The organism is Arthrobacter sp. P1_A5 (assembly GCF_056406825.1).
The window spans coordinates 1-12,700 of the sequence record NZ_JBFTZL010000110.1 but is presented as its reverse complement, the minus strand read 5'-3'; the positions used below and the strand labels follow the sequence as shown (position 1 = coordinate 12,700).

14 protein-coding genes and 2 pseudogenes are annotated in these 12,700 nt (G+C 66.7%); 11 read left to right on the top strand and 5 right to left on the bottom strand.

The window, feature by feature from the left end; genetic code table 11:
• Nucleotides 1-100 (top strand): annotated as a pseudogene (locus AC1D1S_RS14380) (ArsR/SmtB family transcription factor); the annotation flags it as partial.
• Between the two features lie 106 nt (nucleotides 101-206).
• Here AC1D1S_RS14380 and AC1D1S_RS14375 read toward each other — a convergent pair.
• Nucleotides 207-1,553: an alpha-hydroxy acid oxidase gene (locus tag AC1D1S_RS14375; RefSeq protein ID WP_476994762.1), complete on the bottom strand. Its 1,347-nt coding sequence runs from the start codon at nucleotides 1,551-1,553 to the stop codon at nucleotides 207-209.
• Between the two features lie 393 nt (nucleotides 1,554-1,946).
• Between AC1D1S_RS14375 and AC1D1S_RS14370 the strand changes: the two genes are divergently transcribed.
• The 3 genes from AC1D1S_RS14370 to AC1D1S_RS14360 all read left to right on the top strand — a co-directional run bounded on the left by AC1D1S_RS14370 (nucleotide 1,947) and on the right by AC1D1S_RS14360 (nucleotide 3,787).
• Nucleotides 1,947-3,062 carry a 3-deoxy-7-phosphoheptulonate synthase gene (locus AC1D1S_RS14370; protein ID WP_243182129.1) on the top strand — a complete coding sequence of 372 codons (1,116 nt, stop codon included), beginning with the start codon at nucleotides 1,947-1,949 and terminating at the stop codon, nucleotides 3,060-3,062.
• Nucleotides 3,063-3,261: 199 nt separating this feature from the next.
• On the top strand, nucleotides 3,262-3,483 hold the full coding sequence (locus AC1D1S_RS14365; protein ID WP_018775046.1) for a helix-turn-helix domain-containing protein: 222 nt from the start codon (nucleotides 3,262-3,264) through the stop codon (nucleotides 3,481-3,483).
• A gap of 205 nt (nucleotides 3,484-3,688) precedes the next feature.
• The gene (locus AC1D1S_RS14360; RefSeq protein WP_003792170.1) at nucleotides 3,689-3,787 is read left to right on the top strand and encodes a 30S ribosomal protein bS22; all 99 of its coding nucleotides are present in this window, start codon (nucleotides 3,689-3,691) and stop codon (nucleotides 3,785-3,787) included.
• A gap of 119 nt (nucleotides 3,788-3,906) precedes the next feature.
• On the opposite strand, the gene AC1D1S_RS14355 is transcribed toward AC1D1S_RS14360, so the two are convergent.
• Nucleotides 3,907-4,725: an HAD family hydrolase gene (locus AC1D1S_RS14355; protein ID WP_243182128.1), complete on the bottom strand. Its 819-nt coding sequence runs from the start codon at nucleotides 4,723-4,725 to the stop codon at nucleotides 3,907-3,909.
• A 131-nt stretch (nucleotides 4,726-4,856) separates the two neighbouring features.
• Here AC1D1S_RS14355 and AC1D1S_RS14350 point away from each other — a divergent pair, with 131 nt between their 5' ends.
• A complete protein-coding gene (locus AC1D1S_RS14350) occupies nucleotides 4,857-5,129 on the top strand; it encodes a glutaredoxin family protein (protein ID WP_476943090.1) in 273 nt (90 codons plus the stop codon).
• A gap of 74 nt (nucleotides 5,130-5,203) precedes the next feature.
• A complete protein-coding gene (locus AC1D1S_RS14345; protein WP_476943089.1) occupies nucleotides 5,204-5,899 on the top strand; it encodes a redox-sensing transcriptional repressor Rex in 696 nt (231 codons plus the stop codon).
• Between the two features lie 64 nt (nucleotides 5,900-5,963).
• Here the strand turns inward: AC1D1S_RS14345 and AC1D1S_RS14340 are convergent, their stop codons facing one another.
• The 3 genes from AC1D1S_RS14340 to AC1D1S_RS14330 form a co-directional block, all read right to left on the bottom strand.
• Nucleotides 5,964-6,713: a hypothetical protein gene (locus AC1D1S_RS14340; protein ID WP_476994761.1), complete on the bottom strand. Its 750-nt coding sequence runs from the start codon at nucleotides 6,711-6,713 to the stop codon at nucleotides 5,964-5,966.
• 212 nt (nucleotides 6,714-6,925) lie between these two features.
• Nucleotides 6,926-7,621, bottom strand: a complete 696-nt coding sequence (locus tag AC1D1S_RS14335; protein ID WP_476943087.1) for a hypothetical protein — start codon at nucleotides 7,619-7,621, stop codon at nucleotides 6,926-6,928.
• Nucleotides 7,622-7,839: 218 nt separating this feature from the next.
• Nucleotides 7,840-8,388: a YceI family protein gene (locus AC1D1S_RS14330; RefSeq protein WP_028278101.1), complete on the bottom strand. Its 549-nt coding sequence runs from the start codon at nucleotides 8,386-8,388 to the stop codon at nucleotides 7,840-7,842.
• Nucleotides 8,389-8,601: 213 nt separating this feature from the next.
• Here AC1D1S_RS14330 and AC1D1S_RS14325 point away from each other — a divergent pair, with 213 nt between their 5' ends.
• From AC1D1S_RS14325 to AC1D1S_RS14305, 5 genes and pseudogenes are all read left to right on the top strand, one after another.
• Nucleotides 8,602-9,267, top strand: coding sequence for a histidine phosphatase family protein (locus tag AC1D1S_RS14325; RefSeq protein WP_243182124.1), 666 nt, complete (start codon nucleotides 8,602-8,604; stop codon nucleotides 9,265-9,267).
• A 2-nt stretch (nucleotides 9,268-9,269) separates the two neighbouring features.
• Entirely contained in the window at nucleotides 9,270-9,890 is a 621-nt protein-coding gene (locus AC1D1S_RS14320) for a TlpA family protein disulfide reductase (RefSeq protein ID WP_243182123.1), read from the top strand.
• Nucleotides 9,891-9,901: 11 nt separating this feature from the next.
• Nucleotides 9,902-10,657, top strand: coding sequence for a cytochrome c biogenesis CcdA family protein (locus AC1D1S_RS14315; RefSeq protein ID WP_243182122.1), 756 nt, complete (start codon nucleotides 9,902-9,904; stop codon nucleotides 10,655-10,657).
• Nucleotides 10,657-12,444, top strand: a complete 1,788-nt coding sequence (resB, locus tag AC1D1S_RS14310; RefSeq protein WP_476994760.1) for a cytochrome c biogenesis protein ResB — start codon at nucleotides 10,657-10,659, stop codon at nucleotides 12,442-12,444. Before AC1D1S_RS14315 ends, resB begins: the two co-directional genes overlap by 1 nt.
• A pseudogene (locus tag AC1D1S_RS14305) lies at nucleotides 12,444-12,700 on the top strand (c-type cytochrome biogenesis protein CcsB); the annotation flags it as partial. The gene resB and the pseudogene AC1D1S_RS14305, both read left to right, overlap by 1 nt.

Genomic DNA, 12,700 nt, shown 5'->3' with positions numbered 1-12,700 from the left:
CGACAAAATGCCCCAGCAGATCGGGCGGACCGTGGGCCGGGCCGCCACCAGGGCCGCCGATCTCCTGGCCAACCTGCCCAAGTTCGGCCGCAAGAAGTAGGCTGTCCTGCCCCGCGTATGCCGCCCTGGGTATGCGCTGCGGCCATCCGTTTCGCCCAAAGTGGCACCCGGCCGATCGTTTGGGCGCCCGTGGCTTGCCAGGGGTGCTAGGTGCGGAGGATCCGCACGTGCCCGGGCGTGAGCTCCGCGACCCGGCTGACGCCCAGCAGTGCCATGGTGCGTTCCATGTCCTTCGCCAGGATTTGGAGGGCACGGTCCACCCCGGCCCGCCCGCCGGCCATGAGCCCGTACAGGTAGGCGCGGCCGATCAGCGTGAAGTCGGCGCCGAGGGCGAGGGCGGCGATGATGTCCGCGCCGCTCATGATGCCGGTGTCCAGGATGATCGCCGCGTCGCTGCGGTCCGCCTTCAGCGCCGCGGAGACCTCCGGGAGCAGGTGGAACGGAATCGGTGCCCGGTCCAGCTGGCGGCCGCCGTGGTTGGAGAGCACAATCCCGTCCGCGCCATGGTCCACCACCTTGCGGGCGTCGTCGACCGTCTGGATGCCCTTGACCACGAGCTTGCCCTTCCACGTCTCGCGCAGCCAGTCGAGGTCGGCAAAGGTCAGGGTGGGATCGAACATGGAGTTGATGAGGTCCGCGACCGTGCCCGTGTAGCGGGACAGCGACGCGAAAGTCAGCGGCTCGTGGGTGAGGAAGTTGAACCACCACGCGGGCCGGTAGGACGCATCCAGTACGGTCTTGAGTGTCAGGGCGGGCGGGATGGTCATGCCGTTGCGGACGTCGCGGAGCCTGGCGCCGGCGACGGCGGTGTCCACCGTGACCATGAGCGTGTCATTGCCCGCCGCGGCGGCACGCTGGATCAGTTCCAGTGAACGCTCCCGGTCCGTCCACAGGTACAGCTGGAACCAGTTGCGGCCAGTGGGTGCGGCGGCGGCCACGTCCTCGAGCGACGCCGTGCCCATGGTGGAGAGGGTGTACGGAATGCCGGCGGCTGCGGCGGCCTGGGAACCGGCGTATTCGCCCTCGGACTGCATCATCCGGGTGAAGCCGGTGGGCGCGATCCCCACCGGGAGGCGGGACGGCCCGCCCAGGATGTCAGTGCTGAGATCGATGCTGGAGACGTCCCGCAGGACCCCGGGCCGGAATTCAATGTCCAGGAACGCCTGGCGGGCGCGGCGGAGGGAGATTTCGGCCTCGGCGGCGCCGTCCGTGTAATCGAAGGGCGCCTGGGGTGTGCGGCGCTTGGCCATGTCCCGCAGGTCCCAGATGGTGCTGGCACGGCGCAGCCTGGCGGCCCTGCTGAATTCCGGCTTCTTGAACTGCATCAGGGGAGCAAGGTCGGCGTACTTGGGCACGCGGCGCTTCAGCGCGGCAGGGAGCCCGCGGGCGGCCGCGGCTGTGTGCTGCCCGGACGCGGAGACAGCAGGGCCAGGGGCCGTGGCCGCGGGAGTGGTCGGAGCCTCGGGGTTGCCGGGCGGGACGGTGTGCGTCATGGCTGCCTCCATTTGCGGATCGGATGCTGTGCTGGGTTTCCTCACACTCTAGGTGGTGCCGGTGTGCCGCGAAATGTCATTTCGCGGCAGCGCCGGCGAACACTGCCGCGACGTGCCTGCCCGGCGACCACGTACTCCTGGCCGCCCGGAACTAGCCGCCCGCGAATTGTTACGCCCGGCGTTTGCGCCGGCCGCGGCTCCGGGGCTATCGTCAACGCTATGACTAACCGTTGGTATGCGTATTTTTCGTTGGCTCTGGAGGGGCCCGCGTCTAACTGACACGCATCCAACTTTCCTTCAGAGCCAACAGGGCAGAGATTATTCTCTGCCCTTCGCCATTTCTTCGGCGGGTTCTGACCAGGGCCCGCTCCGCACCCGGAACAGGACCCGAATATGAGCATCGAAGCAGCCACCGGCCCCCAACACTCCACCTCGAACCTGCGCGTCAGCGAGTTCACCCCGCTGCCCACCCCGCAAGACCTCATGGCGGAACTGCCCCTGGAGGCCCGCCTGGCCGAAGTGGTCGGACGGGGCCGGGACGAGGTCCGGGCCATCATGGACGGTGTGGACGACAGGCTGCTCGTCATCGTGGGCCCCTGCTCCATCCACGACCCCAAGGCGGGCCTGGAATACGCCCGCCGGCTGGTCAGCCAGGCAGAGAAGCACCGCGAAGACCTGCTGATCGTCATGCGCACCTACTTCGAAAAGCCGCGCACCACGGTGGGCTGGAAGGGCCTGATCAACGACCCCCGGCTGGACGGCAGCCACGACATCGCCGCGGGCCTGCGCGCGGCCCGGTCCTTCCTGCGCCAGGTCACCGCCCTCGGCCTGCCCACCGCCACCGAGTTCCTTGAGCCCATCAGCCCCCAGTACGTCGCGGACCTGGTCGCCTGGGGCGCGATCGGCGCCCGCACCACGGAGAGCCAGATCCACCGCCAGCTGGCCTCCGGGCTGTCGATGCCGATCGGCTTCAAGAACGGGACCGATGGTGATCTCCAGGTGGCGCTGGACGCGTGCAGCGCCGCCGCTGCCGCCCAGGCGTTCCTCGGGATCGACGACGACGGCCGGGCGGCGCTTGTGGCTACCGCCGGCAACCCGGACACCCACGTCATCCTCCGCGGCGGACGCAAGGGCCCCAACTACTCAGCCGCCGATGTTGAAGCGGCCTCAGCGAAACTCGCCGCGAAGCAGCTCAACCCCCGTCTGATCGTCGACGCCAGCCACGCCAACAGCGGCAAAAACCACCATCGCCAGGCCGAGGTCGCCCTCGAAATCGGTGCGCAGCTCGAAAGTGCCGGAGCCGCCGCCGGGGCCATCGCCGGCGTCATGCTCGAGAGCTTCCTGGTGGGCGGGGCCCAGAACCTTGATGTCAACGCCGTTACCGGCTCCGGACGGGACGGGCTGGTCTATGGCCAGAGCGTCACGGATGCCTGCATGGACTGGGACGTGACGGCGTCGGTACTGGGCCAGCTGGCCGCCTCGGCCCGCACGCGGCGGACCCGTGCCTGAGGGAAGAGCAGGAGGAGGGGCGTGCCGCGGGATTTTCGAGATTCCTGCGGAAACCGTGTGGGGATTCCTGAGGAAGTCTTTCACTTTGGCACCATGAGCAACTAGTGTTGCTAACACATGGTTGTTTGATGGCTCAGCATCGGCACACCGCCATGTCAACAGGTGGGGCTGCCGTTCGCTTGAGCAAAGGAATAGGGAAATGTCTACGGAGGCCAACTTCTCCAAGGCCCGTTTTTTGACCGTGGCCGAAGTCGCGGAACTTATGCGGGTATCGAAAATGACTGTGTACCGTCTTGTGCATTCGGGGGAGATGCCGGCCGTGCGGTTCGGCCGCTCCTACCGCGTGCCGGAAAACGCCGTCGAGCAGTACCTCAAGGGTGCCGTCGTCGACCGGAATGACGGCCACGCCGGAACTGGCTGATCAGTCAGCGGCAACATTCACAGCGTGAATCGACTGCTTTGGGTCCCGCACGGGACCCGCGGTCGTGGGGTGCCTCGCAGAGGCGGTACCCTGTTAAGGAACGTTTTACGTCATTGTAAGAACCTGTCAGTTGCTTCAGTCTGCTGCTTAGCCCGCGGACCCTTCCCAACAGGCAGGTACTGCATCTAGCCGGTAAGGAACTTTCGTGGGTTCAGTTATTAAGAAGCGTCGCAAGCGTATGGCCAAGAAGAAGCACCGCAAGCTGCTTCGCAAGACGCGCCACCAGCGTCGCAATAAGAAGTAGCAATACTTCGAAATGCATGAAATGCCCGTTGCCTTCCAGGCGACGGGCATTTTTCTTGCTCAGGCCTCGCCCGGATCCCCGGCGTCGGCCCGGAATCCCAGCGGAAAGCCGCGGGCGGCCTAGCGGCTGGGGCCGCGGAAGCGGGAGAACCCCCGCCACAGGCCGTAGATGGCCCCTCCGACCGTCGCGGCCTTGAAGCCCAGAGTGGCGGCGCGCCGGCCGGCACGGAAGTCGTAGACCGGCCAGTTGTGCTCGCGGGCGTAGCGGCGCAGTTTGGAGTCGGGATTGATGGCAACGGGGTGCCCCACCATGCTCAGCAACGGGATGTCGTTGTGGGAATCGCTGTACGCCCAGCAGCGGCTCAGGTCCAGGCCCTGCTCCTCAGCAATGTGCTGGACCGCGACCGCTTTGGCCGGTCCATGGAGGATCTCGCCCACAAGCCGTCCCGTGTACGAGCCGTCCATGATCTCGCCAACTGTGCCCAGCGCCCCGGTCAGGCCCAGCCGGGCGGCAATGACAGTGGCCACCTCGATCGGCGTCGCCGTGACGAGCCATACTTTGCGCCCGACCCGGAGATGCTGTTCGGCCAGGGCCTTTGCCCCCGGCCAGATCCGCGACTCAATCATCTCGTCGTAGACCTCTTCGCCCAACGCCTCGATGTCCTTGGCCGTGATGCCGGCGGCCAGCGTCAGGGCGGAATCGCGGACTGCGTGGACGTCATCCATGTTTTCGCCGCGCAGCACGAACATGAACTGCTTCCAGGCGAACCCGGCAGCCTGCGGCAGGGTGAAGGCGCCACGCTGGTAAAGCTTGCGGGCGACATGGAAAAGGCTTGCGCCCTTCATGAGGGTGTTGTCGACGTCGAAAAATGCGGCCTCGCCGTGCTGCGTCGATGCAGCAGGCTCATTGGCCACAATGACGTATTTCTCCTCGGGCATGCCACGAGTCTAGTCAATGACAGGCCCCCGGCCGCCCGCGGGACGCGCGACGCGACGGCAGGACGGGCCCGGACCCGGGCGGACTGCGCCGCGCGTCGACGCCGAAGTGGCCGCCGGGCTACGGTGGATGCATGGCCAAACCCGCACACTTACCCGATGTAGTTCTGATCACCAAGGCTGACTGCCACCTGTGCACAGAGGCGCGCGCCGCCGTCGGCCGGGTCACCGCTGCGCTCGGAATAGATTGGTCGGAAAAATCGGTGGACGACGACGCCGGGCTGCGGGAACGTTTCGCCGAGGAGATCCCGGTGGTGCTGGTCAACGGCGTCCAGCGGGATTTCTGGAAGATCGACGAGGCCCGCCTGACCCGGACCCTGCAACGGGTCCTCGACCAGCCCTCCTGACGGCGGGGTGCTTTGTTGCGTGATGCGCGGGGGCTCTAGAGTGGGAAGCACAACGCGACGCAATGGAGCAGATAGTGACTTCGCTGGATTCATCTCCCGGGCCTGTTCCCGGGGAAGCCGGGACTGCGGCCAAACAGATTCCGCCCGCGGCCGTGGCCCGGCTGACCATCTATCTGCGCGCCCTGACCACGCTGCTGGCTGACGGTGTGGACCGGGTCTCGTCCGAGTCGCTGGCCGAGGCCTCCGGAGTGAGCTCCTCGACGCTGCGCAAGGACCTATCCTATGTTGGCTCCTACGGAACCCGGGGTGTCGGTTATGAGGTCCAGTACCTCAACCGCAACATCGCCGCCGCCCTCGGGTTGACGCACGACTGGAAAGTCGCGATCGTCGGTGCGGGCAACCTCGGCAAAGCCCTGGCCCGGTACGGCGGATTCGAGTCTCGAGGCTTTGACATTGTGGCAATTTTCGACGCCGACCAGATGGTGGTGGGCAGTGAAGTCGGTTGGCTGCGGGTCAGCGACGCCGCCGACCTTGAGCCGGTACTGCAACGGACCGGTGCCAACATGGTGGTCCTCGCTTTGCCCGCGGCGGTGGCCCAGGACGTCTGCGACCGGGTGATAGCCGCCGGCGTGCGGAGCATCCTCAGCTTCGCGCCGGTGATGCTGCAGGTCCCGCCGGGAGTCAACCTGCGCAAGGTGGACATGGCAACGGAACTGCAGATTCTGGCCTATCACGCACAAAGGGCGCAGGACCCGGAAGACGCCGACTAAGATCCGCCAGCCCTCCGGTTCCCGCGCCCGCTGAGTGGTACCCCCTGGGTGGTTCTTGGCGACGCTACTTCCCGAAGGGGGCTCYGGGCTGTCCATAGGGGTTGGCAAAGGGCTGCCGCTTCTGGAAATACGGCGCTGCCGCGGGCAAGTAAAGCAGCACGATAGCCGCAATGCCCACGAGTGCCGCCAGGGTGGCGAGGCTGAGCGGGATGATGTTGAAAACCGACAAGGCGGCGAACACGGTGCCCAGGATGCGGGCCCAGTTCCTGCCCTTGCGGACATTGAATGCCACGAGGGCATACAGCCCGGCGCTGATAGCGGCAAACACCACGATAGTGCCGATCAGGACACCCTTGATGGATTCGAAGTCGACGCTCGTGCCGCTCGCTGCCATCTGCTGCTCGAACATGTCCCTGACGGCAGGGGTGTCCAGGGTTCCCAGGGACACCAGCATGGAGATGACCCACAAGGCTCCGGCTGCGATGATCAGCCAGAACGACGTATTGACCGACTGGGGAACCGCGCCCTGAGCCTGCGGCTGGTCGGACGGGTACTGGGCGTAGGGGGACTGGCCGTACGGGGACTGGCCGTACTGCGGYGYCTGCGGGGCGTTCTGGCCGTAGGCSGGRGGTGTCTGCTGGCCGTACTGCGGCGTCTGGGGGGCGTTCTGGCCGTAGGCCGGGGGTGTCTGCTCGCCGTACTGCGGAGTCTGCGGGGCGTTCTGGCCGTACTGCGGTGCCTGCGGGGCCTGCGTGGATTCCCCGCCCGGCTCGGAGCCGTTGGGAGGCGGGGGCTGGACTGGGGGATTGCTCATGAAGCGGTCCTTTGCGTGTCGATCGAATCGGCCACCGGGATCAGAGATCCTGCCCTGCCCCCAGCATGGTTTAGCTCAACCGTACCGCGGGCCGGCCGCCGTGTGGATCATTCCGGAGAGGTATTCTCAAGCCCCATTCGCTGGCCGGCGCGTGGCGGCGGGGGCGACCTGGCGCTGCCACGATTCCGCGGGTGCCCTGTGCAGCGGCAGGCCTAGATTCGGCCCCGGTTGGCGGCAAACCAGGCCTGTGCGTTCGGCAGCCACATGAGCACGGTCGCAACGAGGCTGATGAGGAAGCCCGGCAGGCCTCCGCCCGCCCGGCCGTCGGCTATGCCGGAACTGATGAGTGCCAGCACCAGGGAGATGCCGGCAAGGATGGTGAGGGCGAAGCGGGCCCATTCCCGGCCTTCCTTCATCTTCATGGCCAGAATGATCTGAGCGGTTGCCAGTGCGAGCGCCACGATCACGAGCAGCAGCACCAGGAGCCCGATTGCCGGCGCAAAGGCGACCAGGACGAAGGACCCGAACAACCCGATGACTCCACCCAGGAGGCCCAGGAGCCCGCCGATCAGCCAGATCCAGTAGGAGACCTTCAGCTCGGTGGGCATTGCGGCAACCTTGAACATGCCGGAGAGCCCGCCGGCAGGCAGTGCATCGCCGAAGTTCCTGGGGCGGTCGGTGGGCATCTCGAAGCGGAATCCGCCGGCCGACGCCGGCTGGCCCTGGTACCCGGGAGGGGGTGCCTGATACCCCGGCGGCGGTGCCTGGTACCCGGGAGGGGGTGCCTGGTATCCGTGAGGGGGCGGCGGGTTGGCGGGAAGCTGCGGTGGGCCGGCGGGCGGGACGCTGCCCGACACCGGCGGCTGGGCGCCCGGCTGCTGCGGAGGTACATCACTCGGGTTGCTCATGGCTCTCACTGTAGACCGCCGTTTCCCTGTTATCTAGGGAATCTGGAGCCGCGTCGCGGTGCCCGACGGCGGCGCCCGAGAGGGGCAGACAGCAGCGGCGAAAAACAACAGCGCCCCGCTTCATCGCGAAGATGAAGCGGGGCGCCGGACCCGGCTGACCGGCGTCGGCCGTCAGGCGCGGACGGGAGTGACCGGGCCGCGACCGTGCTTGATGCTGGCTATGCTGCGGGAGCGATGAAGGCCAGTTCCAGGTTGATGGCAACCTTGTCGCTGACCAGCACGCCGCCGGCTTCGAGGACGGCGTTCCAGGTCAGCCCGAAGTCCTTGCGGCTGATCGTGGTTTCGGCGCTGAGGCCGGCGCGGGTGTTGCCGAAGGGATCGACGGCCACGCCGTTGAATTCGGTCTCGAGGGCCACGGGGCGGGTGATGCCCTTGATGGTGAGGTCGCCCTGGAGCTCGTAGGCGTCGCCCTTGGGGACGATGGTGTTGGAGACAAAGGAGATCTCCGGGAACGTCTCGACGTCGAAGAAATCTTCGCCGCGGACGTGGCCGTCGCGGTTGGCGTCACCGGAGTCGAAGCTTGCGGTCTTGATCGAGGCGTTGACCTTGGAGTCGGTGACGTTCTCGGCGAGATCCAGGGTGGCGGCGGCGTCGGTGAACTGACCGCGGACCTTGCTGATGCCGGCGTGGCGGACGGTGAAGCCGATCTCGCTGTGCGACGGGTCGAGGGTCCAGGTGCCGGTGGTGACGTTTGCGGGAAGTGCCATGGTGGTTCTCCTTGAGTCGGGTTGGTACTACGGTGATTCGTCTGATCGCTAGTTGAAGCATCATTGGTTGAAATCTCAACTAACTGCTTCACCCAGTATAAACATGCATTTGCATCTTTTATTCCAACTCCGGGGAACATTTTTCCAAACTCATCAGTTCTACCTCCCGTAGAAGATTTCAGATCGACCGGCATCTTTGAGAAACTGGTAGACATGCCCCAAGCCACTGTTCATTTGCTCCGCCACGGCGAGGTCCACAATCCCGATGGTGTCCTGTACGGCAGGCTGCCGGAATTCCACCTCTCCGAACTCGGCCGGGAGATGGCCCGCACCCTGGCGGAACACTTCAGGGAGCGGTCCGCGCAAGGGGCCAGGATCGTCCACCTCGCCGCGTCCCCACTGACCCGCGCTCAGGAGACGGCGCAGCCGATCGCCGACGCCCTGGGCCTGGAGATTGCCACCGAATCCCGCATCATCGAGGCCGCCAACTACTTTGAGGGCCTCCGCGTCTCGAAGGCGGAGCTGCTGCGGCCCAAGCACTGGGCCCGGCTGTACAACCCGTTACGGCCCTCCTGGGGTGAGCCGTACAAGGAGCAGGCCGCGCGGGTCATCGCGGCCGTTCAGGACGCACGCGTCCGTGCCATCGAACTGGGCGGCAACGGGGCCGAAGCCATCCTTGTCAGCCACCAGCTGCCCATCTGGGCCACGCGGCTCAGCGCCGAAGGCCGGCCGTTGTGGCACGACCCGCGCAAGCGCGAATGCACCCTGACGTCCCTGACTTCCCTGGTGTTCGACGACGCCGGCGGCCTCGTGCGCGTCGACTACAGCGAGCCCGCTGCCGCCCTGCTGCCCGGTGCCGCCAGCACCCCGGGAGCCTGACCATGGCCGCGAACCGCCGCGAAAACATGCCTTTGTCCCGCCGCAGCGTCCTGACCGCCGGCGGGGTCGCGCTGGCCGCGGTGTTCGGGCTGTCCGGCTGTGCCCAGGACGACGCCCTCGCCAAACAGGCCAAGGCCGGGGACAACAAGAACTACGTGGCCGGCGACGGGTCCGTGACCGAGTTCGCCGTCGCGGACCGCAAGAGTCCCGTGGCGCTCAAGGGGACGCTGTTCGACGGCACGGCCGTCACGTCGGCGGACTTCCCCGGCAAAGTGACCGTGCTGAACTTCTGGTTTGCCGCCTGCGCCCCCTGCCGGGTCGAGGCGCCCTCCCTCGAGGCGCTGAACCAGGAATTCAAGACCAAGGGCGTACAGTTCTTCGGCGTGAACCTGCGCGATGAGAAGGCCACGGCCGACGCGTTCGACAAGACCTTCAACCTGACGTACCCGAGCTTCAACGACAAGGACGGCGCCGTGCTGCTGGCCGTTTCCGGCCTCGTGCCGCCCGGCGCCGTGCCCACCACCCTCGTGCTGGACAAGCAGGGCCGCGTCGCCTCCCGGGTCCTGGGCGAAATCCAGCAGGGCACCCTGAAGTCCCTCATCGCCGCCGCCGTGGCCGAGTAGCGCGGCCCACCGTGAACAGCCCCTTCGCTGAAGCCATCCTGAACGGATCGCTGCTGCTTGCCATTCCCGTCGCGCTGCTGGCCGGACTGGTCTCCTTCCTCTCGCCCTGCGTCCTCCCGCTGGTGCCCGGATACCTGGGCTACGTCACGGGTCTGACCGGCGTCGACCTGCAGAAGCAAAAGCGCGGGCGCATGCTGGCCGGCATCGGGCTGTTCGTCCTCGGTTTCTCCGTGATCTTCGTGCTGCTCGGCGGCGCCTTCGGGCAGCTGGGCAGCTTCATCACGGGCTCGCAGAACATGTGGATCACCCAGCTGCTGGGCGTCCTGGTGATTGTCATGGGCGTGGTGTTCATGGGCGGCTTCGGCTGGCTCCAGCGCGATGCCAAGATTCATGCCAAACCCCCCGCCGGTCTGTGGGGTGCGCCCTTACTGGGCATCACCTTCGGGCTGGGCTGGGCACCGTGCATCGGTCCGACGTATTCGGCCGTCCAGCTGCTTAGCCTGTCCGGCGGCTCCTCGGCGGCCAAGGGGGCGTTCCTGGCGTTCGTCTACAGCCTTGGGCTGGGAATCCCGTTCCTGCTGATCGCCCTGGCCGTGCGCCGCGGCATTGGCGTGATGTCCTTCTTCCGCAACCACCGGCTCGCCATCCAGCGCACCGGCGGAGGCATCCTGATCCTGCTTGGGATCCTGATGGCGAGCGGTGTGTGGGGCACCTGGGTCTCCGGGTTGCAGTACTGGTTCCAAACCGATGTGAATTTGCCAATCTGATGAGCGAGCGCGTGAACGAAAAGAAGAAGTCCCCGAAGCCCGAGGCCGTCCTGCCCACGCTGGGTCCGTTGGGCATGCTCCGGTGGGCGTGGACGCAGCTGACCAGCATGCGCACAGCCCTGTTCCTGCTCTTGCTGCTGGCCGTCGCCGCCGTGCCCGGCTCGCTGTTTCCGCAGCGCCCGGCCAACCCGGCGATTGTCACGCAGTACATCAAGGACCACCCGGACTACGGCTCGATCCTGGACTCGGTGCAGCTCTACGACGTCTACTCCTCGGCCTGGTTTTCCGCGATCTACATCCTGCTGTTCGTCTCGCTGATTGGCTGCGTGATCCCGCGCGCCATCGCGCACTACAAAGCGATGCGCTCCCAGCCCCCTCGCACGCCCGCCCGCCTGTCCAGGCTCCCCGAATACGGCACTCTGGTGATTCCGGCCGACGCCGGGATCCCGGCGTCGGCCGCCATCACCGACGCCGCCGAGCTGCTGAAAAAACGCGGCTACCGCGTCGACGTGCGGGACCGCGACGGCGTCCGCCCGTCCTTGGGTGCCGAGCGCGGCTTCCTGAGGGAAGTCGGCAACCTCGTCTTTCACACCGCGCTGATCGGAGTGCTGGTTTCGGTGGCGGCCGGCGGCCTCTTCGGCTACAGCGGGCAGCGCATCCTGGTGGAGGGCGACACGTTCGTCAACACCCTCGTCGGCTACGACCAGTTCACCCCCGGCACCAATTTCCAGAGCAGCCAGCTGCAGCCCTATTCGGTCCAGCTGGACAAGTTCGACATCACCTTCGACCGTGAATCGAAGGGCAAGTTCGGTCAGCCCATCGACTTCACCGCCGCCGTGACCACGAAGGAAAACCCGGACGCACCCGCCAAGAAGGAGGTGCTCAAGGTCAACGACCCCCTCAGCCTCGGCGGCACCAGCGTGTACCTCACCGGCAACGGCTACGCTCCCGTCGTCACGATTCGCGACGGCGCGGGCAATGTTGCCATGCAGGGACCCGTGGTGGCCAAGCTCCAGGGCGAGAACTACTACTCCTCCGTCGTCATCAAGGTTCCGGACGCCAAACCCGAACAGCTCGCCTTCGCCGGGTTCTTCCTGCCGACGGCGTTTGTCACTGACAAGGGCGTGTCCTTCAGCGGTGATCCGGAGCTCATCAACCCGCAGCTGACCCTGAACTCCTACTTCGGCGACCTCGGCCTGGACGCGGGCTCCCCGCAGAACGTCTTCGAGCTCGACGTCAAGAAGCTCACGCCGCTCAACGCCCGCAACCTGGACACCAAGGGCATCGTCCTGGCGCCCGGGAGCAGCTACACGCTGCCGAACGGGAAGGGTTCCATCAGTTTCGACGGCGTCAAGCGCTACATCGGCGTGGACATCCACCACAACCCCGGCCAGCTGTACGCCCTGATCTTCGCGCTCCTGGCCGTGGCCGGGCTCGTGACCTCGCTCTATGTGAACCGCCGCCGTGTCTGGGTCCGTACCGGCACCCACGAGGACGGCCGCACTATGGTGGAGTACGGTCTCCTGGCCCGCGGTGAGGACCACCGCCTGGCCGGGGAGGCCGCGGCAATCCGCAAACTCCTTTCCGACGATTGGCTGTTGGGCGATGAGGCCGCGACCGGCTCCCAGCCCGCTCCCAGCGCAACAGCGGATAATGACCGGGCGGATAAGGCCAGCACGGCAACAGGCAGCACGGGTGCCGGCGGCACGCACGCCGCTCCTGAACAACCCGCAGAAGACTTCATCCAGTCAACAGCCGGCTCTTCCGAGTCGAAGAAGGATCAGTAATGCCGTTCTCGATCAACGAAACCATGGGCCAGTACAGCGAGCTGTTCATGCTGCTGGCCGCCGGCACGTACACGGTGGCGTTCATCGCCTTCGCCTGGGACCTGGCCAAGAGCAGCAAGACGCTGCGCGCGGTGGACCTCAAGGCCGCGGAGCTCTCCGGTGCGGCGGCCGAGGCCAATGCCGCCCGCGTTCCCGTCGGCGTCGGCGCGGGGGCCGCCGCAGCCGACGCCGCCCGCTCCGATGCGGACGTCAGCGG

What these genes read in the sequence shown, in the direction of transcription:
- AC1D1S_RS14375 (WP_476994762.1), bottom strand. Translation starts at nt 1,553, where the DNA reads ATGACGCACACCGTCCCGCCCGGCAACCCCGAGGCTCCGACCACTCCC.
- AC1D1S_RS14370 (WP_243182129.1), top strand. Translation starts at nt 1,947, where the DNA reads ATGAGCATCGAAGCAGCCACCGGCCCCCAACACTCCACCTCGAACCTG.
- AC1D1S_RS14365 (WP_018775046.1), top strand. Translation starts at nt 3,262, where the DNA reads ATGTCTACGGAGGCCAACTTCTCCAAGGCCCGTTTTTTGACCGTGGCC.
- AC1D1S_RS14355 (WP_243182128.1), bottom strand. Translation starts at nt 4,725, where the DNA reads ATGCCCGAGGAGAAATACGTCATTGTGGCCAATGAGCCTGCTGCATCG.
- AC1D1S_RS14350 (WP_476943090.1), top strand. Translation starts at nt 4,857, where the DNA reads ATGGCCAAACCCGCACACTTACCCGATGTAGTTCTGATCACCAAGGCT.
- AC1D1S_RS14335 (WP_476943087.1), bottom strand. Translation starts at nt 7,621, where the DNA reads ATGAGCAACCCGAGTGATGTACCTCCGCAGCAGCCGGGCGCCCAGCCG.
- AC1D1S_RS14330 (WP_028278101.1), bottom strand. Translation starts at nt 8,388, where the DNA reads ATGGCACTTCCCGCAAACGTCACCACCGGCACCTGGACCCTCGACCCG.
- AC1D1S_RS14325 (WP_243182124.1), top strand. Translation starts at nt 8,602, where the DNA reads ATGCCCCAAGCCACTGTTCATTTGCTCCGCCACGGCGAGGTCCACAAT.
- AC1D1S_RS14320 (WP_243182123.1), top strand. Translation starts at nt 9,270, where the DNA reads ATGGCCGCGAACCGCCGCGAAAACATGCCTTTGTCCCGCCGCAGCGTC.
- resB (WP_476994760.1), top strand. Translation starts at nt 10,657, where the DNA reads ATGAGCGAGCGCGTGAACGAAAAGAAGAAGTCCCCGAAGCCCGAGGCC.